At 39.9% G+C, this 24237-nt stretch carries 21 protein-coding genes and 1 pseudogene; 15 read left to right on the plus strand and 7 right to left on the minus strand.

Annotated elements, in window-relative coordinates; all coding sequences use genetic code 11:
• Positions 1-122: 122 nt before the first annotated feature.
• The 13 genes from FUT79_RS01830 to FUT79_RS01890 all read left to right on the plus strand — a co-directional run bounded on the left by FUT79_RS01830 (position 123) and on the right by FUT79_RS01890 (position 15669).
• Positions 123-1346 carry a sodium/glutamate symporter gene (locus FUT79_RS01830; protein WP_024752976.1) on the plus strand — a complete coding sequence of 408 codons (1224 nt, stop codon included), beginning with the start codon at positions 123-125 and terminating at the stop codon, positions 1344-1346.
• A 40-nt stretch (positions 1347-1386) separates the two neighbouring features.
• Positions 1387-2181, plus strand: coding sequence for an acyl-CoA dehydratase activase (locus FUT79_RS01835; RefSeq protein ID WP_024752977.1), 795 nt, complete (start codon positions 1387-1389; stop codon positions 2179-2181).
• Positions 2182-2288: 107 nt separating this feature from the next.
• Positions 2289-3611 (plus strand): 2-hydroxyacyl-CoA dehydratase subunit D, encoded by a 1323-nt coding sequence (locus tag FUT79_RS01840; protein WP_024752978.1) that lies wholly within the window; start codon positions 2289-2291, stop codon positions 3609-3611.
• Positions 3612-3620: 9 nt separating this feature from the next.
• The gene (locus tag FUT79_RS01845) at positions 3621-4769 is read left to right on the plus strand and encodes a 2-hydroxyacyl-CoA dehydratase subunit D (protein ID WP_024752979.1); all 1149 of its coding nucleotides are present in this window, start codon (positions 3621-3623) and stop codon (positions 4767-4769) included.
• A 12-nt stretch (positions 4770-4781) separates the two neighbouring features.
• Positions 4782-5372 carry a leucine-rich repeat domain-containing protein gene (locus FUT79_RS01850; protein ID WP_002697272.1) on the plus strand — a complete coding sequence of 197 codons (591 nt, stop codon included), beginning with the start codon at positions 4782-4784 and terminating at the stop codon, positions 5370-5372.
• Positions 5373-5695: 323 nt separating this feature from the next.
• Positions 5696-6649, plus strand: coding sequence for an ABC transporter permease (locus FUT79_RS01855; RefSeq protein WP_024752980.1), 954 nt, complete (start codon positions 5696-5698; stop codon positions 6647-6649).
• A 45-nt stretch (positions 6650-6694) separates the two neighbouring features.
• Complete coding sequence (locus FUT79_RS01860) at positions 6695-8398, plus strand: extracellular solute-binding protein (RefSeq protein ID WP_024752981.1); 1704 nt, start codon at positions 6695-6697, stop codon at positions 8396-8398.
• A gap of 63 nt (positions 8399-8461) precedes the next feature.
• Entirely contained in the window at positions 8462-9397 is a 936-nt protein-coding gene (locus tag FUT79_RS01865) for a carbohydrate ABC transporter permease (protein ID WP_024752982.1), read from the plus strand.
• Positions 9398-9520: 123 nt separating this feature from the next.
• Complete coding sequence (locus FUT79_RS01870) at positions 9521-12130, plus strand: glycoside hydrolase domain-containing protein (RefSeq protein WP_081718780.1); 2610 nt, start codon at positions 9521-9523, stop codon at positions 12128-12130.
• Entirely contained in the window at positions 12127-12576 is a 450-nt protein-coding gene (locus FUT79_RS01875) for a DUF6669 family protein (protein WP_039943729.1), read from the plus strand. Before FUT79_RS01870 ends, FUT79_RS01875 begins: the two co-directional genes overlap by 4 nt.
• 8 nt (positions 12577-12584) lie before the next feature.
• Positions 12585-13511, plus strand: a complete 927-nt coding sequence (locus tag FUT79_RS01880) for a CehA/McbA family metallohydrolase (protein ID WP_024752984.1) — start codon at positions 12585-12587, stop codon at positions 13509-13511.
• A 563-nt stretch (positions 13512-14074) separates the two neighbouring features.
• Positions 14075-15382, plus strand: a complete 1308-nt coding sequence (locus FUT79_RS01885; protein ID WP_002697257.1) for an NCS2 family permease — start codon at positions 14075-14077, stop codon at positions 15380-15382.
• An 86-nt stretch (positions 15383-15468) separates the two neighbouring features.
• Positions 15469-15669, plus strand: coding sequence for a DUF436 family protein (locus FUT79_RS01890; protein WP_148889213.1), 201 nt, complete (start codon positions 15469-15471; stop codon positions 15667-15669).
• Here the strand turns inward: FUT79_RS01890 and FUT79_RS01895 are convergent.
• From FUT79_RS01895 to FUT79_RS01910, 4 genes and pseudogenes are all read right to left on the minus strand, one after another.
• Positions 15619-16086: pseudogene (locus FUT79_RS01895) on the minus strand (ABC transporter ATP-binding protein); the annotation flags it as partial. The gene FUT79_RS01890 and the pseudogene FUT79_RS01895 sit on opposite strands and share 51 nt — an antisense overlap.
• Positions 16087-16525: 439 nt before the next feature.
• Entirely contained in the window at positions 16526-16744 is a 219-nt protein-coding gene (locus FUT79_RS01900) for a type II toxin-antitoxin system antitoxin (RefSeq protein ID WP_024752986.1), read from the minus strand.
• Positions 16744-17772, minus strand: coding sequence for an SPFH domain-containing protein (locus tag FUT79_RS01905; RefSeq protein ID WP_002697239.1), 1029 nt, complete (start codon positions 17770-17772; stop codon positions 16744-16746). Before FUT79_RS01905 ends, FUT79_RS01900 begins: the two co-directional genes overlap by 1 nt.
• Positions 17773-18164: 392 nt before the next feature.
• Positions 18165-18971: a phosphohydrolase gene (locus tag FUT79_RS01910; RefSeq protein ID WP_024752987.1), complete on the minus strand. Its 807-nt coding sequence runs from the start codon at positions 18969-18971 to the stop codon at positions 18165-18167.
• A gap of 329 nt (positions 18972-19300) precedes the next feature.
• Here FUT79_RS01910 and FUT79_RS01915 point away from each other — a divergent pair, with 329 nt between their 5' ends.
• A complete protein-coding gene (locus FUT79_RS01915) occupies positions 19301-21250 on the plus strand; it encodes a methyl-accepting chemotaxis protein (RefSeq protein ID WP_244951114.1) in 1950 nt (649 codons plus the stop codon).
• A gap of 433 nt (positions 21251-21683) precedes the next feature.
• The gene (locus FUT79_RS01920; protein ID WP_024752989.1) at positions 21684-22463 is read left to right on the plus strand and encodes a leucine-rich repeat domain-containing protein; all 780 of its coding nucleotides are present in this window, start codon (positions 21684-21686) and stop codon (positions 22461-22463) included.
• Between the two features lie 258 nt (positions 22464-22721).
• On the opposite strand, the gene FUT79_RS01925 is transcribed toward FUT79_RS01920, so the two are convergent.
• The 3 genes from FUT79_RS01925 to FUT79_RS01930 form a co-directional block, all read right to left on the minus strand.
• On the minus strand, positions 22722-23495 hold the full coding sequence (locus FUT79_RS01925; RefSeq protein WP_148889214.1) for a DUF4097 family beta strand repeat-containing protein: 774 nt from the start codon (positions 23493-23495) through the stop codon (positions 22722-22724).
• Between the two features lie 214 nt (positions 23496-23709).
• Positions 23710-23883, minus strand: a complete 174-nt coding sequence (locus FUT79_RS14960) for a hypothetical protein (protein WP_002697232.1) — start codon at positions 23881-23883, stop codon at positions 23710-23712.
• A 75-nt stretch (positions 23884-23958) separates the two neighbouring features.
• The gene (locus tag FUT79_RS01930; RefSeq protein ID WP_002697230.1) at positions 23959-24210 is read right to left on the minus strand and encodes a PspC domain-containing protein; all 252 of its coding nucleotides are present in this window, start codon (positions 24208-24210) and stop codon (positions 23959-23961) included.
• Between the last annotated feature and the right edge of the window lie 27 nt (positions 24211-24237).

Raw genomic sequence — 24237 nt, forward strand, 5'->3', positions numbered from 1 at the left:
TTGAAATACGAGTATGCAAAAACTGAAGCTTTTAAAAGCATTTTATCCGGGATGAGAATTTCTGAAGAACTTTTTACATCAAAATAAAATTGCATAAGGCTATGCATGCTCGAGGGAGTTTTATGGAGCGAATAGTTTTAAAATTAGGCATGTTTGAAACGCTTATGATTGCAGTTATTGCAATTTACTTTGGAGAGTTTTTACGAAAAAAAATCCCTCTGCTAAAAAAATACTGTTTACCGGCAGCTGTTGTCGGCGGAACAATCTTTTCAATTATTTCATTATGCTTATATTCTGCTAATGTATTTGAATTGCAATTTGATTATAAGACGATAAATCAATTATTTTATTGCATCTTTTTTGCGGCAAGCGGAGCGGCAGCCAGTTTATCCTTGTTAAAAAAAGGCGGAAAGCTGGTTATTATTTTTGCAATACTTGCAGCCCTTCTTGCGGCTTTACAAAACGCTTTAGCGCTTGCGATCGGAAAAGCTTTTGCAATCAATCCCCTTATTGCTTTGATGACCGGAAGTATTCCAATGACCGGCGGGCACGGAAACGCCGCTTCTTTTGCTCCGCTTGCAGTTGATGCCGGAGCGTCCGCAGCCCTTGAGGTGGCACTTGCCTCTGCAACATTCGGGCTTATTTCAGGTTGTATACTCGGCGGTCCTTTCGGTAATTTCTTGATACAAAGATTTCATTTGCAAGATTCTGCGCTGGACGGCAAACAGAATGCTTCCGATGCGGATATCGCCGCCTCAAAAACGCTCGTTGATAAATCGAATGTTTTGCAAGCGGTATTTTTAATGTGCCTTGCTTGCGGTATCGGACAGATACTCTTCCTTATTCTTAAATATTTTCATATTAAATTTCCGATCCATGTATGCTGTATGTTTGGCGGTATTGTGATGCGTCTCATGTTGGACGGACAGCGCAGTAAAAATTATGATGTACTTTACGAGTCTATCGATATTGTCGGAGAATTTTCTTTAGCCCTATTTGTTTCCATGTCAATTGTTTCGATGAGATTGTGGGAACTTTCAGGTTTGGGACTTTCTCTTGTTGTGCTGCTGATGGCGCAGGTTATGCTCATTAGTATTTTCTGCTACTTCTTGACATTCAGGTTGTTGGGTAAAAACTATGATGCGGCTGTTATGGCGGTAGGACATATAGGATTTGGTTTAGGGGCGGTTCCGGTTTCTATGACCACGATGCAAACTGTGTGTCAAAAATATCGATATTCCCGACTGGCATTCTTTGTTGTACCGGTAATAGGCGGATTTCTCAGTAATATTACGAATGCGATAATTATCACCACATTCTTGGATATTGCAAAAAACATGATTTAAAAGAGAGATTTTGAATGAGAAATAGAAAGAGGTATCAAGGGTGAGTAAGTTTACTATGGGGGTTGATGTCGGTTCGACAGCATCTAAGTGTGTAATATTAAAAGACGGAAAAGACATTGTTGCGACTTCGGTGGTTAATGTCGGTACCGGTACAAGCGGTCCTGCGCGAGTAATACAGCAAGCATTAGACAGCGCGGGCTTTGCCGATGTTTTAGAACTTGACGGGGCAGTTGCTACGGGATACGGCAGAGCTACATTGGAAAAAGTGCCGCATCAAATGTCTGAATTGTCCTGCCATGCAAAGGGCGCTTATTTTTTATTTCCAAAAGTTAAGACGATTATTGATATCGGCGGGCAAGATTCAAAAGCATTAAAAATCGGAGATAACGGAATGCTGGAAAATTTTGTTATGAACGATAAATGCGCCGCAGGAACCGGCAGGTTTTTAGATGTTATCGCAAAAGTTTTGGATGTGAGCTTGGATGATCTGGAAAAACTGGATGAACAGTCAACCGAGGCTCTGACTATTAGCTCTACGTGCACTGTTTTTGCCGAATCGGAAGTAATTTCTCAGCTGGCAAGCGGCGCAAAAATTCAGGATATTGTGCGGGGAATCCATACCGCTATTGCAAGCCGTGTGGGAAGCCTTGCAAAAAGAGTAGGAATAAGGGATGATGTAGTAATGACAGGCGGTGTTGCGCTTAATAAAGGAATGATCCGTGCTATGGAAAGAAGTATAGGATTTAAGATTTATACGAGCGAATATTGCCAATTAAACGGTGCCCTTGGTGCTGCATTATTTGCCTATCAAAAATGCATGCAATCGAATAAATAATACCAAACAGCACATGGTGGGTTGTGCTGCAAAAAATAAACTCTGCTGAATTTATGAGGATTTTATCAGCAGGGTTTAGTACTATCCATATTATTAGGAGGCTTAAGATGGCAAAAATGGAAAAATTACCAAACAAAAAACCGCGACCGGTAGACGGACACAAACCTGCGGTTGTTGTTCTTCGGGATGTAGTGGACAAGGTTTATTCAAATGCCTGGGAAGCAAAAAAACGAGGAGAATTAGTAGGTTGGAGCTCTTCCAAATTCCCTATTGAGTTGGCAAAAGCCTTTGACTTAAATGTTGTGTATCCTGAAAACCACGCTGCCACAACCGCAGCAAAAAAAGATGGCTTGCGGCTTTGTCAAGCGGCAGAGGATATGGGATATGACAATGATATTTGCGGTTATGCAAGAATCAGCTTGGCGTATGCGGCAGGAGAGCCGACCGATGCGCGGCGCATGCCTCAGCCTGACTTTTTACTTTGCTGCAATAATATTTGCAACATGATGACAAAATGGTACGAAAACATTGCGCGAATGCACAATATCCCGCTTATTATGATAGATATTCCTTTTTCCAATACAGTGGATGTCCCTGAAGAAAAAGTTGATTATTTACTTGACCAATTTGATTACGCTATTAAACAGCTTGAAAAATTAACCGGCAAAAAGTTTGACGAAAAAAAATTTGAAGACGCTTGCGCACGGGCAAACAGAACAGCAGCCGCATGGCTTAAATCATGCTCGTATATGTCGGCAAAACCGTCTCCGTTAAGCGGCTTTGATTTGTTTAATCATATGGCTGATATTGTTGCGGCTCGCTGCGAAGAAGAGGCTGCATACGGCTTTGAATTATTAGCCCAAGAGTTTGAGCAGTCAATCAAAGAAGGAACTTCAACATGGGAATATCCGGAAGAGCATAGAATATTATTTGAAGGAATTCCCTGCTGGCCGGGTTTGCGTGCATTATTTGAACCCTTAAAAGACAGCGGCGTAAACGTAACCGCTGTTGTGTATGCACCCGCATTTGGCTTCCGTTACTCAAATATCAGAGAAATGGCCGCAGCCTATTCCAAGGCACCGTGCTCTGTTTGTATCGAAACCGGAGTGGAATGGCGTGCAACGATGGCAAAAGAAAACGGTATCAGCGGCGCGCTGGTTAATTACAACCGCAGCTGCAAACCGTGGAGCGGTGCAATGCCTGAAATGGAACGAAGATGGAAAGAAGACCTGGGTATTCCTGTTGTACACTTTGACGGTGATCAAGCGGATGAAAGAAACTTCTCAACGGAACAATACAAAACCAGAGTGCAAGGTTTGGTAGAAATCATGGAAGAAAGAAAGGCGGATCGGTTAGCAAAAGGTAAAGAAGTATACACCAACTTTGAAAATACAAAAGAAACCGATTGGTCAAAATCAACATTGGAATAGGAGATTAAAATGGATAAGATTAATGAATTGCTGGGTCAATTTAAATATTATGCAAATAGTCCAAGAAAGCAATTAGATAAATATCTTGCTGAAGGAAAAAAAGCAATCGGTGTATTTCCGTATTATGCACCGGAAGAAATCGCCTATGCCGCAGGAGTAGTGCCTTTCGGTGTATGGGGAGGAGTCGGGCCGATCGAACGGGCAAAAGAGTATTTCCCTACATTCTATTACTCGCTTGTGTTACGATGTTTGGAAATGGCATTGGACGGCACACTGGACGGATTATCCGCTTCTATGATAACAACCCTTGATGATACCCTCAGACCCTTTTCACAAAACTATAAGGTTGGGGCAGGAGATAAAATTCCGATGATTTTCTTAAATCACGGTCAGCATAGAAAAGAAGATTTCGGAAAAAAATACAATGCCAGAATTTTTAAAAAAGCTAAAGAAGAGCTGGAAAAAATTTGCGGTGTTACCGTTACCGATGAAAACCTAAAAAAAGCTTTTAAGGTTTACAACGAAAACAGAAGCGAAAAACGGAAATTTATTAAACTGGCAGCCACGCATCCGCAGACAATTAAAGCGTCTGACAGATGCTATGTATTAAAAAGTTCATACTTTATGCTCAAGGATGAGCACACCGCCTTATTAAAAGAGCTGAATGAAAAACTGCACGCTTTGCCGGAAGAAGACTGGGACGGCGTTCGCGTTGTAACAAGCGGAATCATCACGGATAATCCGGGACTGTTAAAAGTATTTGATGATTACAAGGTTTGCATTGTTGCCGATGATGTTGCGCATGAGTCAAGAGGTTTAAAAGTAGACATTGATTTGTCCATTGATGATCCTATGTTGGCACTTGCAGACCAATTCGCCCGAATGGACGAAGACCCCATTCTGTATGATCCGGATATTTATAAGCGTCCGAAATATGTAGTTGATTTGGCAAAACAAAACAACGCAGACGGCTGCCTATTATTTATGATGAATTTTAATGATACGGAAGAAATGGAATATCCTTCATTAAAGCAGGCATTTGATGAAGCAAAAATTCCGCTCATCAAAATAGGCTATGATCAGCAGATGGTTGACTTCGGGCAGGTTAAAACACAGCTTGAAACGTTCAATGAAATTGTACAGCTCAACAGGGCATAAGGAGGTGAAGTAATGAGTCAAAACGTATGGGAAAATGATGATTTTATTTTTAAAGATGACGAAATAAAAGGCATGACGCAAAAAGGAAAAGACAAGGTAAAATTGCAAGGCTTCACCGACATGATTGTTCCGGCTACCACTCCGGAGGGTGTTCCTATTAAACGAATAGGCGACAATGCTTTTTACCGCCGCGGTTTAACTTCGGTTGTAATTCCTGATACTGTTGAAAGTATTGGTTATGATGCCTTTGGTGTATGCAAGTTAACAGAAGTAAAACTGCCGCCCGCTTTAACCCGCATCGAAGGTTTTGCGTTTTACAATAATAAACTGAAAACAGTTGCTTTCGGCGGCAAGGAAAAAATCATTGAGCCAAGTGCCTTTGCGCTTAATGAGTTGGAAAAACTGGATTTGCCTAAGTCGTTGGAGTTGATCGACACTTCATCTTTTTACAAAAATGCCTTAACGGAAGTTACTATTCCTTCATCGGTAAAAAAGATAAACATGTATGCATTCCGCAAAAATAATATTGCGCAAGTGACAATTCCAAAAACCGTTGACTTTGTGCATCAAAATGCGTTTGAGCAAAATACGGAAATTAAATAACTATTAAAAAAGGGTATGCAAGTCATACCCTTTTTTTATAAGATAGCGGGCACAACATTCTGTAATTAATTTAAGGTTACACCCTGCGGAGGAACAACAATATCGGTTTACCGAATCCGCACCACTATGGTAAATTGCCCACCGTTGCGTTGTGTCGGACTCTTTTTATAAAACTATGAACGAATTTAATTTTATCTGTTGAATTCTTAATTTGTATAATCTGGGTGCAAATGGTGCAAAGTGTATTGAGGTTTGGTGAGATTTCCGTATATTTAAAAAAATCATTTGCGAAAACTCATATTATGCGGTATGCTATTTAATAGATGAAAGGCGAAAAGATAGGCATTCAGGCAAAACAAGCAGTACATTCACAAAGACTCTTAAAGCAAATATGGAAGCATCGCTTATTGTATGTGATGTTTGTTCCTGCTATCGTTTATTTTATACTATTGTCGTATGTGCCGATGGCAGGGATTGTTTTAGCATTTAAAAAGTACTCGGTTACGAAAGGGATTTTTAGAAGTCCATGGATAGGGTTTGCGTATTTTCGTACTTTTTTTACCAGTTATGATGCCGGCAGGCTTTTAAAAAATACTTTGACTGTCGGCTTTATGAAAACAATTTTGGAATTTCCGTTTGCAATCATATTGGCGCTTTTGCTGAATGAGCTTAAAAATCCGCTGTTTAAAAAAACAACGCAAACAATTACGTATCTTCCGCATTTTTTGTCTTCGGTTATTGTGATTACAATGGTGCAGCGGATTTTGGCACCACATAACGGAGTTATAAATCAAATTATTGCAGCTTTCGGCGGGGACGGGTCTACGTTTTTTTTAATGGAAGCAAAGTATTTTTTACCGATTTTGTTTATTCTTGATATATGGAAGAATATCGGGTGGGATTCAATTATTTACCTTGCGGCGATAAGCGGTGTTGATCCGAACTTGTATGAGGCGGCTGAAATGGAGGGCTGCGGAAGGCTGAGACAGATGTGGCATATTACGCTTCCGTGCATACGCAGTACAATCGGCGTGCTGTTTATTTTAGGGATCGGCTCTTTATTTTCATCGGGGTTTGATCAAATTTATCTTTTGCGCACGCCGGGGAATATGGCTATCGCTGACACCCTCGATACCTTTGTGGTGCGTGTCGGTTTGGCAAATGGTGAGTTCGGTTATGCAACGGCAATCGGATTGTTGCAAGGTGTTATCGGTTTGATTCTTGTGTTGGTCAGTAATAAAATATCAAAGAGGCTGACTGACGTCGGAATATTTTAAATACATTTTCGCTTTTATAAAAACGAAAATGAATGGAGGTTTTATATGAAGAAAATGAGACAGGTGCTGATGATTGTGGCAGCTGCAGGTATTCTGATAAGCGGGATAAGCTGTGGCAAACAGGAGGGCGAAAAAAGCGGTTCGGAGGATAAGCCGAAAACATGGATTGCCAATCGGGTTGTTCAGGTGCAAGCGTATGTTGATGATATAGGCTACCAGCTTCCGAAGGATCAGTTGAATACTCCTGTTATGAAAGAGTTGGAGCGCAGAACGGGTATGAAAATTGAATTTTTATATACCCCCGGTGAAAAGGATCGCTATGTTATGGCAGCTCAAATCGCGGCAGGGAATTTACCCGATATGATTTGCAGTTACCTGAATAACTCAACACGTCCGGAATTTCGTGTGTTATATCCGGCCGCCGTTGAAGGAGTGTTTGCCGATCTCGCTCCGTATATAAAAGACTCAAAGGTATACTCGCGATATTTTGATAAGGATTTTTTATCGCCGGATAGTTATGCAAACATTGTATGGCGTAACGACTTTGGCGGCAAGGCATATTTTATGCATGTACAAGTAGCCGCTGAGGATGAGTCGACCATATGGAAACCCTATGAAGAGTATTTGGGCGGCATGTACATTCAAAAGGCAATCGCAGAAGATCTCGGCGTTGATGTGCGCAGCATAGACTCTTCTGAAAAGTTATATCAGTTGCTTAAAAAAATAAAAGCAAAAAACTATAAAGACAAAAACGGCAATACGGTTGTTCCGCTTGGTCCGAAATACTGGGGCGGCTCTCCTGATGCTATTGATTACATTGTGCATGATTTGCAATGGGGTGTTTCGGGAAAGTATAATCGAACAAAAGAAGGTAAAATTCTGCATGAGGCTGAAACGGATTATGTTTTTAAACAAATCAATTATTTCCGCAAGTTATTAAAAGAAGGCTTAATTCATAAAGAGTTCTTTACCATCGACGAAACCCGTGCAAATGAATTGTGCACAAACAGCAGTGTCGCTGTTATCGGTGATGTTCACAATTACGTACCCGTTATTTACGAATCCGATACATGGATTCCGCTTGGTCCGATTGCGGATTATCATGGGAACACTGAAAAAATAACAAGCGGGAAAAGCGGATACGGCGTATGGGCAATTCCGGCAACAACAAAGAATCCCGAAGAGATTGTAAAGCTTATGGATTATATTTGCTCAAAAGAAGGGCAGCTGCTGATGCTTTACGGCGTTGAGGGTGTAAGCTATGATATGGTTGACGGCAAGCCTGTTTTAAAGCCGGAAGTAAAAAAAGCGATGGAGCAAGGAGATTCCGAAACGCTTATCAATACGTACGGAGCGGCTTTTGACGGCAGCGGACATTACGGCCTGGCATTTTTACTGACCAATATTCAAAATACTACGTATTTCGGTGAAGCCCGCCCAGGTTCCGGAACGACGGCAACCTTTAAAAGAGCGGTAGAGCTTGCAATGGACTATCCGCGTGTGTATAAAAAAATACCGGGCTTGCCTGCAAGTGCGTACTTACCCGAATTGGAAAAAGTAAACGCCTCTATGTCACTGCTTGATTATAACGAAATGATTATACAAGCCTGTTATGCGTCGTCAGATTCGGAAGTGAAGAAAATTGTTGATGGGTTTAGAGCACAACTGAAAGAAGCGGGAATAGATGAGTTCCGCGCTCTTGTTGAAAAAAAATATACAGAAAATCCTGACACGGTTTTGTTTTATTAAAATAAAATTAAAAAGCACGGCACTTGTTGCCGTGCGTGATTTTCCGAATCGAGAGGGAGAAATATGAAAGCGCAATTACCTAATACAAAAAAGAGATACAAGATCAGAAAAAAGCTACGGCGCGCAGAGGATGCATTATTGCAAATATTTATTGTAGCAATTGTTTTATTCTTATGCGCTTCAATTATTTTGCCTTGCCTGAATATTATTGCGCTTGCCTTTAATGACGGTGCCGATGCTGCAAGGGGCGGTGTTTATTTTTTTCCGCGTGTGTTCACGTTGGATAATTTTAAAGAAGTGTTCAAAGACGGTCAGATAATAAGAGCATACGGAATTACTATTGCACGAACGGTAATCGGCACCGTGTTGAGTATCTGGCTTATTACTATGACCGCTTTTGTCCTTAAAATAAGAACATTGCCGGGAAGAACGTTTTTTACAATGGCTATTGCCCTCACAATGCTTTTTTCCGGCGGCTTAATTCCAACCTATATTCAATATAAAAACCTTGGGCTTTTAAACAGCTTTTGGGTGTATATTATTCCCGGCGTTATCAGTGCATACTATTTATTTATGGTGCGAACCTTTTTTGAAACCATTCCTTATAGCTTGGAAGAGTCTGCAATGATAGACGGCTGCAATTACGTAGGTATTTATACAAGAATTATCTTGCCATTGAGTAAACCGGTTATTGCCGTCATCGGATTATATACCGCGGTCGGGCATTGGAATGATTGGTTTGCTGGTGCATTTTATATGAACAGCAGCAGATTATGGCCGGTGCAAACAGTGCTACAACAAATGCTCAGAAAAGCAATGGCGGCAAGCAAAGAAGGAGCGACAATCTCGCAGCTTATTGCGGCGCAAGCCCGAGCGGCAACCTCGGACTCGTTAAAAATGGCGGCGGTTGTTATCACCATGCTTCCGATACTCTGTGTTTACCCGTTTATACAAAAGTATTTTGCAAAAGGCGTGATGATAGGGAGTGTGAAAGGCTAAAACTTTCACAAAATTTTATCCGTAATCATTCTGAAAAAATTTGTAAAAGAATGAGCGCTGCTTCATAATACAAACGATGATATCAATCACTTTAAAACAACCGAATTAACATAAGGACTCAGTATGAACGAACGTATCTATTTACTACCCCGTGAGGGCGAATGGTATAAAGCAAATATGCACTGCCACTCAGTATTTTCCGATGGACATTTTGCTCCGGCAGAGCTCAAAGAGCTGTACATGCGCAAGGGTTATTCAATCGTTGCGTTTACCGATCACTGCATTTACAAAAATCACGCGGAACTGACGGACTCAAATTTTCTTGCACTTGTCGGACTCGAAGTTGAAACAAGTGAGCCCGACACAACGGGTGGCGGGTTTGACCGCGTTAAAACATATCACTTTAATATAATCGACACGGATCCTGAATATAAAAAAGATGAGAAACAGGATGTAATTCAGCCGAATGATTGGTATTACGGAATTGATGAAATAAACGACTATATTGAAAAAATCGCCAAACTCGGATTTTTAACGGCGTACAATCATCCGTATTGGTCTTTGCAAAACTATGACGATTACAAGGATCTTAAAAATCTTTGGGCTATGGAGATTTTTAATTTCGGTTGCGAAAAAGAAGGCGGGTACGGATATGCGCCGCAAAGCTATGACGAAATGCTCCGCTTGCCCGATAACAAAAAACTGTTCTGTGTTGCGGGAGATGATAACCATAATGCCGCACCGGTAGGGAGTCCCGAATGCGATTCTTTCGGCGGCTTTACTATGATAAGAGCTGAAAGCCTTACGTATTCTGCTGTTGCAAATGCGTTAAAGCTCGGTCATTTTTATGCATCAATGGGCCCGCAAATAAAAGAATTGTACATTGAAAACGGCATGGTGCATATTCATACTTCCGCAGTAAAAAAAATATCGCTTATAACGGAAGGCCGGCGCGTGTATGTAAAAAATGCCCCCGAAGATGAATACATAACCGAAGCGGTGTTCAGCCTCGACGGAAAAGAAGGATACATCCGCGTTGACTGTATTGACGAGCGGGGGCTGCATGCGAACAGTAATGCCTACCGCATTCCCACAATCCGAATTTGTCAGGTAAGCTCACTTGAAAAAATATTCAAAGAAACGCCGCTTTTAAAAAAGCAAAGAAACGCTGCACGAGTTTTACGCGGGGAACGTTTTTCGTATCAGGTTGCACTCAAGCTGGAAAACGATGCGGACACAACAGAAACGGAAATACGGATTGAATCAGCAGGTATCCCTTGCCGTGTGTTTAGGGTCGGTATGATCCCCGCGCGTCTTACCGCACGCAAGGAAAGATGCGACGCCAATTATATCACAACCGATGAGGGTTTGTTTCCCGATGTTTTGTATCCTATCAAAATTGAAAACAATCTTTTGCAAGAACAGTTTATTTTATCAAGTGAATATAACGAGTGCGTATGGATTGAAGCTGATATCCCCGAAAACATTCAAAGCGGCGTGTACACAATCACGCTGACCGCAAAAGCTAAAAATCGAAACTTGCAATCGCAGGCGGTGTTTACCCTGCATGTTGCCGATGAGGTTTTGGAAAAAGACGATTTTAAATTTACGCAATGGTTTCATCTTGATTGCCTTGCAGATTATTACGGCGATGCGGTTTTTTCCGAGCAACACTGGAATCGTATAGCGCAATTTATGGAGATGGCGGCTTCTCACGGAGTGTCAATGATTTTAACGCCTGTTTTTACGCCGCCGCTTGATGTAGATGATTCAAGCGAACGAAAAAATGTTCAGCTTGTTGACATTGAAGAAAACAACGGTGTGTATTCTTTTTCGTTTGAGCGATTCCATCGGTATGCGGCGCTTGCAAAAAAATGCGGCATACGCTATTTGGAAATATCGCATCTTTTTACGCAATGGGGCGCAAAGCATCCGCCGCAAATTTTCGGCAGTAAAAATGGTACGCAAACTCTTTTGTTCGGCAAGCAAACCGATTTAAAAGATAACTCCTATGCGGAATTTTTGTCGGTGTTTTTACCCGCACTCATTCTTGAAATAGAAAAAGCGGGTTTTAAAAACCGCGCATTTTTTCATATTTCGGATGAGCCTTCGCTCGCAGACAAGGTAAATTACACATATGCGAAATCAATGGTAAAAAAACATCTCGGCGATTATCCGATTATTGATGCGCTTTCTCATTATGAATTTATGGAAGACGGCGCTGCGGAAATTCCGGTTGCCGCCATCGATTCGATTGCGCCGTTTATTGCAAAAAACGTAAAACCGCTTTGGGCCTATTATTGCTCCGCTCAAGCAGTTCACGTATCAAATCGTTTTTTTGCAATGCCGTCATGGAGGAATAGAATCTTAGGCATGCTTTTGTATAAATTCGACATTGACGGTTTTTTGCATTGGGGTTACAATTTTTACTATACGCAATATTCGCGAAAACTGATTGACCCGTTTACGGTAACTGATGCGGGCGGAGCTTTTCCCGCAGGGGATTCGTTCAGTGTGTATCCGGGGAAGGATGAGCCGCTGCCGTCAATCCGCTTAAAGGTTTTTTACGAAGCATTGCAGGATAGGGTGTTTTTAAAACAAATGGAAAAAAAATTCGGTAAAGCCGGCGTGATTGAACGGCTTGAAAAATATTCCGGCGTCTGTGCGGATTTTATGCAGTATCCGACAGGCGATAAATTTCTTTTATCGTTGAGGGATTTATTTTTATCATGAAAACAATATATACGGCTGCCGGTGAGGTAAACAAAGGATTTATCGGGCAAATTGCATACACGGTTTGCCTTGATAAAACTTATACGGAATTGGATGTGCATTTACAATTTGATAAACAACGCATAAAAACTCCGAGTCCGGAATGCGAGTCGGAAATACAAATGCTGATGCGGGAAAAATACGGTGAGCAAATTGACAAGGTTGAAGCAGCCGAAATTGCAAAAAGCATGAAAACGGAAATACAGCTTATTGTGCAAATGAATGACACTTTTATTGGCGGTATTCACCGTCAAATGAAAGACAGGCATTTATACATTTCTCCGTCGTATGCAACCGAAGGGGCAATTCCGCAAACTGCGATAGAAGGTGTTATACGGATTGTCGTTATTTTTTTTAATGTGCTCTGCGATAACACAGGGTATACGGTTTCGCTTTCGGCAGGATAGGGGTGCGTATGTACAAACGTTTTGAATTACACAATCACACAAATGAATCCGACGGTTCGCTAACGGTAGAAGAATTGATAGATTTCATGGTTGCGGATACAGTTGACGCATTTGCTTTAACCGACCATAACACAATCTCCGGACATAAAAAAGCGCAATCAATTTTGCAAACAAAAAATCCGCCGATCGAATGTGTGTACGGTATGGAGTACACAACATACTACGGTCATATTTTATGTTTGAATTTGTACTCTTATATTCCGTGGGAAAATATTAATCCGCTGCAGCCTGAAAAACTATTTACTCCTTTACGTCAAACGGGAGCGCTTATCGGTGTTGCGCATCCGTTTTCATACGGTGCGCCTATTGCGCAAGGCTGCAAATGGGAAATGCAAATCAATGATTACACCGCAATTGATTTTATCGAAATTATAAATAATCCCGAACCGCAGCACATAAATGAAAAGGGGATAGACTGGTGGGAGCAGTTATGTTTGCAAGGCTTCCGCATTGCAATGACTGCCGGTATGGATTTGCACGGGCGCTCTGATTTTGCCGGACAGTTTGCCGTGTATGTTGATACCGAGAAAAGCGAACCTGCCGATAAGGCTTTACAGCGTGCAATAAAAACGCAGAAAACGTATATAACAAAGGGACCGGTGTTTACGTCGGAAGTTTCTTCCGATGGAAAAAACATACAGAACAGTATTACCGATTGTGTAAAGCCCGGCTTCAACATGCAAGCGGTTCCGCATTGGACTGTCGAATACACAAGCCCCGCAGAAAAACTTGTAAAGCGTTTAAACCCTCAGGATACAAAAATTGAAGCGGAGATTTCTTGCTTTACCGATTCTTCCGTTATCATTGCAAAGCTCTATGCGGGAGAACCGACCTTTGACAGCCTTGTTGCAATCGCTCCGGTTATATACCGTTAGCAGCAATGCTTTTCAAAAACCTATTGCCTCTTCTACGCTTGTTGCCGACGCCAAGCATACAGAACTAAACCGAATAGTTTTAGCAAGTTCCATTGGCGTTTTAGTATTGTACATGGCGTCAAAAACCAATTGTCAACAATGTTTTAAAGCAAAGTAGTTTGCAAAGCTTTAAAACTCGAAGGTCAAAATGTTTTTGCAACAGTTTCCAAGCAAAAACATTTTGACCCGTGTTAGGCGGACGGAGGGCGGCGAGTACTTTTTAAAAAGTACGAAGCCGGATCATTTGGCGGCAGCAATTTCTGCCGCCAAATAGCCGTAGGCGATAGCCGAAGCCCGTAGTACGCCGGCGGTTTGCAACTGTCTAAGTTCCGGCAAGCTTAAAACTAAAGCCGGTTTTGCTGCAAAGCTCAAACCGCAACACCCGGTATTATTTTAATCCGATAGCATCAATTTTGAATAGTTCCAAGACTAATTGCCGCTAAAGATAAATTATGCTATACTCGCTCATCGCTTAAAATCTTTTTGAGATTTTAGGCTCGTTTATCTTTTAAGGAGCATGTCTCATGGAAAAAATCTTTAAATTGAAAGAGCATAACACCTCGGTGCAGACAGAGGTGCTTGCCGGCATTACAACCTTTTTAGCAATGGCGTATATTCTTGCGGTAAACCCGGCCATACTCAGTGAAGCGGGGCTTGATAAAAATGCGGTGTTTACCGCAACGGCATTGTCAGCCGCAATTGCAACTATGGCGATGGCGTTTTTAGCAAACCTTCCGGTAGCGCTTGCATCGGGTATGGGCTTAAACGCATTTTTTACATACAGCGTTGTAATCGGGTACGGATTTTCACCCGCTTCGGCTCTTACCGCAGTGTTTTTAGAAGGTATTCTTTTTATTTTGCTATCGTTAATAAATGTGCGGGAAGCAATAATAAATTCCATTCCGACAAATCTAAAAAAAGCGGTTGCTGCCGGTATCGGCATTTTTATCACTTTTATTGCTTTGCAAAATTCCGGAATCATTGTTAAGAATGAAGCAACCTTAGTCGGCTTAGGAAGCTTCGCGGGAAATTCTTCGGCGGTTTTAGCGCTGATAGGTTTGGTTATTACCTGTACGCTTTTTATTTTAAAAGTTCCCGGTGCAATATTGCTGGGAATTCTTGCAACAACAATTATCGGAATTCCGATGAAAATAACCGCACCGTTTGGAGGTTGGCAGGGATGGATGCCGATCAGTATTCCTGCGGCACCGCAATTATTTCATTTTGATTTTTCAAATGTGTTATCACTGAAATTTTTTACGGTGTTCTTTTCATTTTTATTTGTTGATATTTTTGATACGGTAGGAACGCTCCTTGGAGTTTCGGAGCAAGCGGGGTTGACGGATAAGGATGGTAAAATTCCTAAAGTAAAAGAAGCCTTGCTTGCCGATGCAATCGGTACAGCAATCGGAGCAGCAATGGGAACTTCAACCGTAACAAGTTATGTTGAAAGTACCTCCGGTGTTGCAGCGGGCGGAAAGACCGGTCTTACCGCTTTTACAACTGCCGTCATGTTTATTCTTGCGCTTTTATTTTCTCCGGTGTTTTTGTTAATACCGGCAGCGGCAACCGCTCCCGCATTGATTATTGTCGGGTTTTTAATGATGTCGCAGGCAGGTAATATTAATTATAAAGATCCGACCGAAGGTATCCCCGCATTTTTAACAATGATTATGATGCCCTTTGCATACAGTGTTGCCGAAGGAATTGTATACGGTATTCTGTCGTATGTAATTTTAAAAGTTTTAACCGGCAAATTCAAAGATGTTCATGTTGTTACCTTTGTTTTATTCATTATTTTTGCAATAAGATTTTTTGTAAATATGCTGTAAATAAAAAGCGAAGATGTTTTTGTCCCTATTATAAAATAAATAAAATTTTATGATAGGGCTTTTTATTTTAAGGATTTAAAATTATTATGAAAGAGATTGATTTTGATCAAATAGCGGCGCAAACGATTGCGGCTGTTAAAGAAGCTGTTAAACACTCCGAGCTTGAAAGCGGAGATATTTTTTTAATAGGCGGAAGTACAAGCGAAGTTTGCGGAGGTCATATCGGAAAAAAATCAAATGCCGACGCGCTCAATCAAATACTCAATCCATTCTTTTCTTTTTTCTGAACTTTCTTTTTGCTTGCCGAACAAAAGCGGAAACTCAATGTTTTCGTACACATTTAAAACCGGCACAAGATTAAAGGACTGAAAAATAAATCCTAAATACTCATGCCGTAATCCGGTCATCCGTCTGTCAAGTCGGGCGGGGATTTTTGCCTTTTTGTTTTTTTTCATATACTTATCCAAAAGGGCAAAATCCTTTTCAGAATAAATCGGCTGTTCATTGATAATAAGTTCCCCGGCGGTCGGCGTATCAATTAAGCCTATCATGTTTAAGATGGTTGACTTGCCCGATCCCGAAGGCCCTGAGATAGAAACAAATGCCCCCTGTTCTATTTCAAAGTCAATGCCCTTTACCGCTTCGACAAAAACCTTGCCCAAGGGGTAAATTTTTTTTAAGTTTTTAACTTGTACAATATGCATGGTACCCTCCGAATATATTTTTTACTGCATATAAACAATTTGTTTGTTTAAGCAGGTTTGTAATAAGCATATAGATAGATATAAAACTGTATAACATTTATGTCAAGCATTTTACTTCAAAAAAGAAGAAATTTCTTTTCCGGTTTTTACACTTTCTCGGCACAGCAATGAAAATCTCTTTTCATAGAATTTCGTAAGCGTTTAATAATAACGGCTTTTGCATTCCTATGGTAAACTTGCTCACCGTAGCGAAATTCCAAACGATGTTTTAAAGCATCAACAGTAAATTATAAAATTGAAGCTTTAAAACTCGTAGGCGAAGTTAAAGTAAATTTTCACAACTTCGCCCTTGAGCCGTGTCGGGCTCTTTTTAAATATGTATTATGTTTTATATAACCCCGTATAATATTAAGTCAAGTAAAATTTACTCGGTTTCTTTTTAGTCGGTTTCATCGATATTTTTTTGGATGTCTTTTTTACTCGTCACGTTCGATGAAACATATTTTCCGCTTTTCTTTCGTTCATTTACGCAGAGCGTGAGCAGATATTCAATTTGTCCGTTTACGGAACGAAAATCGTCTTCCGCCCACGCCGCTATTTGATTGTAGAGTTTTGCGGATAATCGTAATGGTATTTGTTTTTTTTCGTCTTTGGCCATTAATATAAACTGCCCGAATTGACAACCGGCTGCGCATCTTTATTTCCGCATAATACCACCAGCAGGTTTGAAACCATCGCAGCTTTTCGCTCTTCATCAAGAATAACTTTGCCGCTTTCATTGAGTTTATCCAAAGCCATTTCAACCATGCCGACCGCTCCGTCAACAATCATTTTGCGCGCATCAATGATTGCCGAAGCTTGTTGACGCTGAAGCATTGTTGCCGCAATTTCCTGTGAGTATGCGAGGTATGTAATTCGTGCTTCAATAATTTCAATGCCCGCCGTATGCACCTTGGATTGAATTTCTTCTTTAATTCTTTTTGCAACAATTTCCGACGAACCGCGCAGAGAGCCTTCATCGGGGATGCCGTCGCCGGTGGTATCAATATTTTCCGCAACATCATAGGGATAAATTTTTACAATGTTTCTTAGTGCAATATCGCATTGCAGTGAAAGATATTCTTTGTAATTGTCAACTGTAAAAACAGCTTGCGCGGTATCGACAATTTTCCAAATAACCGCAATGCCGATTTCGATCGGATTTCCAAGCCGGTCATTTATTTTTTGTCTATTATTGTTTAAGGTCATTTGCTTGAGCGAAATTTTTTTGTTTACCAGCGACATAGTTGATAAGCGAAAACCGTTTATAGAAATATCAGCCTCTCCGTCTTTATTTACATCGCCGCTTTGTCTGAGTGTTGTTTTTGCCGCAGGGTTTACCGCAACGCAAAAAGGATTGACAAAATAAATACCTTCTTTTTTTAAGGTGCCGATATATTTTCCGAAGAGCGTAAGTACAAGTGCTTCCTGCGGTTTTATAACTTTAATCCCTATAAAGGAAATGCCGGTTATTGTTATTATGATAATCAGCAGTGGAAGTATTGTTCCGAAAATGCCCGGAGAAATAATTTCCAGCGACAAGGCCTGTGCGGAAACTACTATGGCGATAATACAAAATAATTCCACAAGCAGTAAAACCGCAATCATTACAAATCCGTTTTTTGCTTTTAACTCAATCTCTTTCATAAAAGACCTCCGTATCAATATGATATCAAAGTGATATCAGTTTTAAAAAAACCTGTCAAGCCGTTATTCCATGATTTTAACACGAAAATACAGAAAAACGTTTGTCGAAGCCTTGCACGTTAGGCATGCGATTAACTTATCATACCGCAAGCTTGTAACGCCCCACAGTGCTAAACGTCATTTTTTTTAATGACATTGGTCACTTTTTTTTGCAAACGTATTTGTAAAGATAAATTTTAATAAAGAGGAGTCCGACACGGCGCAACGGTGAGCAATTTACCATAGTAATGCTTAAATCCGGTTTTAACGTCCGTGGCGGTTCTGTTCACAGTTTGCTGTGAGTTCAAAAGTTGTAACGTATGGGCGAATGGGATGTTGCGGCTGACAGATTTTTATAAATACTTTTTCGGTTCATCATCGCCTGATTTTGCGTAAAGTGAAATATACGGTTTTGCGGGACTCATATTTATTTTTCCCATAAGTACTTCTTCAATTTGAAAAAAGCCTACATCGCCGCTCATCTCTACATCAATACGCACCGGCTTTTCTTCGCCTTTTGTAATTCGAATTGATTCTATTGAGTTTGCCGAATACTTGTGGATGTCGCCAATACGTGCCTCCGTATTTAATTCCATCGGAATGCGCGCTCTGCCCTTTTTCATGTCGCAGCCGTCAGCTACCAGCACAATGCCCGCCTCGATTGAGTTGATAGGACGGGTTGCCATATGCCCGATAATACATTCGCATGCGGTTGTTTTTATCACTGCGCGCCGTTCGTATGAGGTTATGCCGAGTTTATCCAAGCTTCGCTCAATAATCGGCAAAGCAAGCATCATTGAAAAAAGCTCGTGGTCTTTGCGCGTAAGTGCCATACCGATATCATGCAAATAGGCGGCAAGCGTAACCGCACAATAGCTATCTTCGATTGTACCGGTTTCTTCGGCTTCGATACTTGTTTTAATATTTGCCGCCGAAAGAAGTTTTAATATCTTAAGCGCATTAGCGGTAACCAATTTCATATGTACCGGCCCGTGGTCATTGAAACCTAACCGCACGATGGAAACAGAGTTTGCGCATTCTTGCAAAGCTTCAATTTCAGGGTCATCAATAAGAATCCCTAAGAGCTTACTGACAATGGGGTTATCTTTTACCGATTCCAATAAACGGTTTTCGGTGATAATTTCTTTTTTTGATTTCATAGTGTTCCTCCAAGTTTTTTATAAATTATAGGCAGCTGTGCATTCAGGTGTTTATAAAAGAAAATAAAATGTGTTTATAGGATATAGTGTATTGATTTTTAAAACTACCGTATGTAAATTTAGTTTATATTTAAAACAATAAAAATAATTTTTAAATCTTCGATCTGTGCATTTCTATTTGTATCATTTATAAACCATATTAACCTTGAAAGATTACATTTGAAATAATTTTTTGTTAACATAGTGTTAATTTTACTATCGGCGATATTCTTGACAGTGTAATTATATCATACTATAATTGATTAAGAAATACATGATTTAAAGGAGATTTGTTAAAATGGATAATTACCCCCCCCCCCCCCCCCCCCGGTCAGAAAAATATAAATTCAGAAATTGAAGAGCTAAAAAGAAAAACGCTTATAAAGATTTTTATAGGGTTTTTGAGTATTCAGCTTTTTACCACAGTGCGAGGCGGTATTTTCTTAAATAAACACAACCCCTTCATGGGCAGAAGTTTTGAAGGGGTTGTTTTGCAAAGAAATATTTATATCGCGGTGGTAGTTTGCATTGTAGTAGGCATTTCATGTTATTTGGTTTTTATGAAAATTTTATCTCCTTTATGGGAAATGCTTTCTACAGAAAAAGAGGAAAAGAAGAACATTGACATAGAGTATATTTTTAAGCGTCTTCAGTTCTTCTATACCTTTTCCGCAATGTTCTCTCTTTTGCTTTGGGTAATTTTTTCCCTTTTGTTAGTTGTAGCAAAAATATCTACAACACCTGCACATACTGTGGTTTTAGTGCGGTATACCGAATCATTTTTAATTGCTTTTTTAACCACAGTATTGCTTGATATATTAATGCAGCCGGTTAAAAAACTTTTAGGCATCACAGATATCGTGAATCAAAAACATGATATTTTTTCTTTGAAAAATGTTCTTTTCCCGATTGCTGTTTTGGTTTTTAGTATAGCGCATACTTTTGTTATTCAATGGTATTATATGCAGCCGAAGGTAATTGCAGAAGGACGTTCCGACTACGTTTCTTCTTATGTTACCTTAGGCATATATATTCTGGTTGTTATCATTGTCTTTACTTTGCTTTCAAAACGGCAAGACAGTATACAAACAAATTCATTAAAAAACCAACTGCTATTGCTTTTAGGTGACAATGATGTGGAAATATCACGCAGAATCGCAATACGAAATTTTAATGAGATGGGTGAAGTTACCAGTTATTTTAACCGGTATCTGGATCGCTTACAGCAAATGATAAAGGTACTTAAGAATAAAAGTTTTGAAATAAAAGAAACCGAAGAAGTGTTGTCAGAAAATATGAGCGAATCAGCCGGCGCAGTAAATCAAATCAGCACGAATATTAATGAAGTGAAGCAACAAACCTTTATACAAGCTGAAAGTGTAACGGAAGCAAGCGAGGCTATTGACAGCATAATGCTTCTTATAGAACAGCTTAACGCAAGCATTGATCGGCAGGCTGCAAACGTTGCCGAATCATCCTCGGTTATTGAAGAAATGGTTGCAAATATAGGTTCAATTACTCAAGCAGTGGAAAGTTCTGATATAACCGTGCAGTCCCTTGTTACGGCAACGGATGAGGGAAGAACAAATATGGATACTGCAAATACAATTATGCAAAAAATTGCAGAAGAATCGGGAACCTTATTAGAAGCAAGTAATGTTATTCAGCATATTGCAAGTCAAACAAACCTACTTGCGATGAATGCGGCAATTGAAGCAGCTCATGCAGGTGATGCGGGAAAAGGTTTTGCGGTTGTTGCCGATGAGATCAGAAAGCTTGCCGAAGAATCAAGTACACAGGGAAGATCAATAACAGTAACTTTAAAACAGTTTGGCGGGGAGCTTGAAACATTGGCATCTTCAACTAAAAGAACAATGGAAAACTTTAATGCAATTTATTCGTTATCCGAAGAAGTCAAATCGATTAGTTTACGGTTAGTTTCTGCACTGAAAGAGCAAGGTCACGGAAGCTCTGAAGTGTTGACGGCAATACGAGACATTAATGAGGTAACAATTGATGTGCAAAATGATTCCGATAAAATGCTTTCCGGCGGAAAAAACATTGTGACGGAGATGAGAAAGTTAACAGAGCTTACACAGATTATTACAAACAGCATGGATGAAATGGCTGCGGGAGCGGTACAAATAAATAATTCCATTCAAGACGTAGAACAAATAACCCAAAAAAACAAAAAAAGTATAGAGGAGCTTGCAATAGAAATAAACAGATTTAAAGAATAAAAACCGGTAGGTAATACATAAACTGCAACCTTCATAGTATAATGTTCTGTAATGAAGTTGCTGTTATGCTAATCGGGACATCAACAGGTGGCTTGCGGATTTAGCATTCCTATGGTAAATTGCTCACCGTTGCGAAATTCCAAACGATGTTTTAAAGCATCAACAGTAAATTGTAAAATTGAAGCTTTAAAACTCGTAGGCGAAGTTAAAGTAAATTTTCAAAACTTCGCCGTTGCGCCGTGTCGGGCTCTTTTATAAAATTATCTGATTTGTATTAGATGAATTAAAAAACTAATTGAAGGCATCAAAAAAAGCTACAATACTATTCGGTGAAATCTAAAACGGTAAAAGTTTTTGATAAAGATTAAAGCAATCGATTCTTGTCTTTTACGTGCTATACGATTATACTTGCTGCTATAGAAAAGGAACTGCTTTGAATAAATCATATACCGGATTTTTATTGCTTGTGCTTTTAGTTTTTAGTGGACTCTTGTTTTGCTGCGTAAAAAAACAGCACTATCGAAATAATGAAAATAAACAGGAAGAGACCGATTTTGCAAACACCGATAATGTTATACAGCTGAATTTTGCAAAAAGCGGCGTTTCGTTTACCGCAACGCTTGGAATAGCACAGGGGCAGCGGGTGGAGGTAGGCGGGGCGGAACATGTGCAGATGCAGGAAAACGGAATGGTAACGATTACTTTAAGCGGTGAAACATGTTCGCTGGTAGGGAATGTTAAATCAATTTCAATTATTAAAAACGATGAGCTCTCGCAGCTGCGTATTAAATCTACCAGTCTTATTAACGCTCATTTTTCATTTCTTCCGGCTTTACAATCTCTTAAGCTTATTTGTCCGGAATTGCAAAAGCTCTCTTGCGCATATACTTCGCTGCAATCTTTGCACTTAAATCAAAGTCCAAAACTTCTAAGTCTGTCATGCGAACATTCAAAACTGAATGAGCTGCATATTAATCGCTGTACACTGTTACGAACAGTGGTTTGCAACGATAACTATTTAACAGAATTAAACCTTAAATACTGTACCGATTTGCAAACCCTGCATTGCCAAAACAATAGACTTTCCAATCTGGTTATTTCTCCGCTTAACAGATTGCGGAAATTAAATTATGAAAACAATTTTTTACCTGCGGAGAATGTTAAAACGATTATTGAAAGCTTAGCGAAAAAATTCGGTACGTCGAAATCTTAGCCTTTCGGTTCCTCTAGCCGCAATAGAGCCATTAGGAATTGCATGTGTCAATGTTGAACATTGGCGTTAAACAAAATCGGCAATTCCCTATAATCGAAAAATTTTACTCGGTAAACTTGAGATACACCGATCCAATTCCATTCTCTATTTTGAGTGTATTGTTTTCGTCTTGAATAGAGCTTTGAGAATATTGCGTTCCAAGTGTTTTTCCTACTCGTTGCGAATCAACATATATCTCCCCAATACCCTGAGAAGTGCTTATGCTATAGCTTTTTTTTTTGCCTCAATTTCAAAATGCACTTCGCCAATGCCGGATTTGATTTCGGAGTTGCCTGATAATTTTCCGCTGAAGGTTGTTTCGCCGACACCGGAAGAAAGATACATATCGGTAAAATCGCAGCGGGTAAAATTAGATTCACCGACGCCGGTTTTGATTATGGTTTTTGCGGCAGTGATGCCGGTAACTTCGGCTTCGCCGACGCCTGTTTTCAGGTGTAAAGAATAGGTGGAAAGCCCTTGTAATACACATGCTCCAATGTCTTGTCGAATCGCAATGCTGTCATAAAGAATACTGTAGGGTATATAGAGCGTAAGATTAGGATAGGTTTTTTCCGTATTTACACCAACCAAGTTCAAAAAATTCCAAGAACGTTTATCCACATTATCGTCTATTCTAAGAGTATCGCCTTGAAGTTCCACAAGGACTTTTATTTTTTCATCATTGGTTATTTGATATGTGATTTCGTTATGCTCACTGCCTTTAATTATGATATTTGCATATGAAAGATTTATATCAAGGTTTTTGATTTCTGGTTTATCAATTACTGTAAAACCGGAATCATTAACGGGGAAGTTGTCATTTCGCAGTTGTTTATGATTACTATTTTTCTTCTGCGATGAGCCGAAAATTTTTCCTAAAAAAGGCGAGCCCCACGTGTTTTGTTTTAGTCTGCCTCCAAGTAAGTAGCCGCCGGCAATAAACGCTATGCCGAGTAGAATGATAAAAAGCGCTTTAAATATTTTCTTTCCCATATTTGTTTTCCTTTACTATAAAATAATCAATTATGAACGGTGGCTTCTGCATGCCTATGGTAAACTGCTCACCGTTGCTCAACTCAAAACGATGTTTTGTCTGAGCGTCTCAGGTAACAGACAAAACCCGAAGCTCTTTTTTGTAAAATTTTTTACCTCTCATATTACCTGCATTAAAAATCTATTTAAGATGATAGAGGAATGTTGGCATATGTTATAATATCAAATAGAAGAACATCGGTACTGCAATAAAAATAAGAAAAAGCAGCGCAATAATGCTGAACACTATTTTAAATGCTAATCTTATTACGCCGAAAATAATGCCAAAGACTAAACCGCCTACGCCGAAACAACTGCATAAAATCAAAAAAATTAATACTTTAATCATTGTATGGCTCCTTGTAAAATTTCTTTATACAATTTCCGTAAATTTTTTTTAAGAGATTTCCGGAAATTGCCTTGGTTAAGCTTGATCGTCATTATGCGGTTCATATTTATGCGTGTACTCATAGTGAATGGGCTCATCTTTTTGAATCGGCATAATTGCAGCAGCTATGATATAGAGGACGAGTCCTGTGCCGCATGAGAGGAAGGTTAGTAAGACCCAGCCAAGCCGCACAATCGTGGAATCAATATCAAAGTATTCCGCAATACCGCCGCATACACCGAAAAGTTTTTTGTCATCATTGCTTCTGTATAATTTTTTTGTTGCCATTATGGACTCCTCTTAAATAATGTGGTT

This window comes from Treponema phagedenis, from assembly GCF_008153345.1.
Lineage (GTDB): Bacteria > Spirochaetota > Spirochaetia > Treponematales > Treponemataceae > Treponema > Treponema phagedenis.

Bases quoted from the DNA above. Each gene is read 5' to 3' on its own strand.
- FUT79_RS01830 (WP_024752976.1), top strand. From the start codon at position 123: ATGGAGCGAATAGTTTTAAAATTAGGCATGTTTGAAACGCTTATGATT.
- FUT79_RS01840 (WP_024752978.1), top strand. From the start codon at position 2,289: ATGGCAAAAATGGAAAAATTACCAAACAAAAAACCGCGACCGGTAGAC.
- FUT79_RS01845 (WP_024752979.1), top strand. From the start codon at position 3,621: ATGGATAAGATTAATGAATTGCTGGGTCAATTTAAATATTATGCAAAT.
- FUT79_RS01850 (WP_002697272.1), top strand. From the start codon at position 4,782: ATGAGTCAAAACGTATGGGAAAATGATGATTTTATTTTTAAAGATGAC.
- FUT79_RS01855 (WP_024752980.1), top strand. From the start codon at position 5,696: ATGAAAGGCGAAAAGATAGGCATTCAGGCAAAACAAGCAGTACATTCA.
- FUT79_RS01860 (WP_024752981.1), top strand. From the start codon at position 6,695: ATGAAGAAAATGAGACAGGTGCTGATGATTGTGGCAGCTGCAGGTATT.
- FUT79_RS01865 (WP_024752982.1), top strand. From the start codon at position 8,462: ATGAAAGCGCAATTACCTAATACAAAAAAGAGATACAAGATCAGAAAA.
- FUT79_RS01870 (WP_081718780.1), top strand. From the start codon at position 9,521: ATGAACGAACGTATCTATTTACTACCCCGTGAGGGCGAATGGTATAAA.
- FUT79_RS01875 (WP_039943729.1), top strand. From the start codon at position 12,127: ATGAAAACAATATATACGGCTGCCGGTGAGGTAAACAAAGGATTTATC.
- FUT79_RS01880 (WP_024752984.1), top strand. From the start codon at position 12,585: ATGTACAAACGTTTTGAATTACACAATCACACAAATGAATCCGACGGT.
- FUT79_RS01885 (WP_002697257.1), top strand. From the start codon at position 14,075: ATGGAAAAAATCTTTAAATTGAAAGAGCATAACACCTCGGTGCAGACA.
- FUT79_RS01890 (WP_148889213.1), top strand. From the start codon at position 15,469: ATGAAAGAGATTGATTTTGATCAAATAGCGGCGCAAACGATTGCGGCT.
- FUT79_RS01900 (WP_024752986.1), bottom strand. From the start codon at position 16,744: ATGGCCAAAGACGAAAAAAAACAAATACCATTACGATTATCCGCAAAA.
- FUT79_RS01905 (WP_002697239.1), bottom strand. From the start codon at position 17,772: ATGAAAGAGATTGAGTTAAAAGCAAAAAACGGATTTGTAATGATTGCG.
- FUT79_RS01910 (WP_024752987.1), bottom strand. From the start codon at position 18,971: ATGAAATCAAAAAAAGAAATTATCACCGAAAACCGTTTATTGGAATCG.
- FUT79_RS01925 (WP_148889214.1), bottom strand. From the start codon at position 23,495: ATGGGAAAGAAAATATTTAAAGCGCTTTTTATCATTCTACTCGGCATA.
- FUT79_RS14960 (WP_002697232.1), bottom strand. From the start codon at position 23,883: ATGATTAAAGTATTAATTTTTTTGATTTTATGCAGTTGTTTCGGCGTA.
- FUT79_RS01930 (WP_002697230.1), bottom strand. From the start codon at position 24,210: ATGGCAACAAAAAAATTATACAGAAGCAATGATGACAAAAAACTTTTC.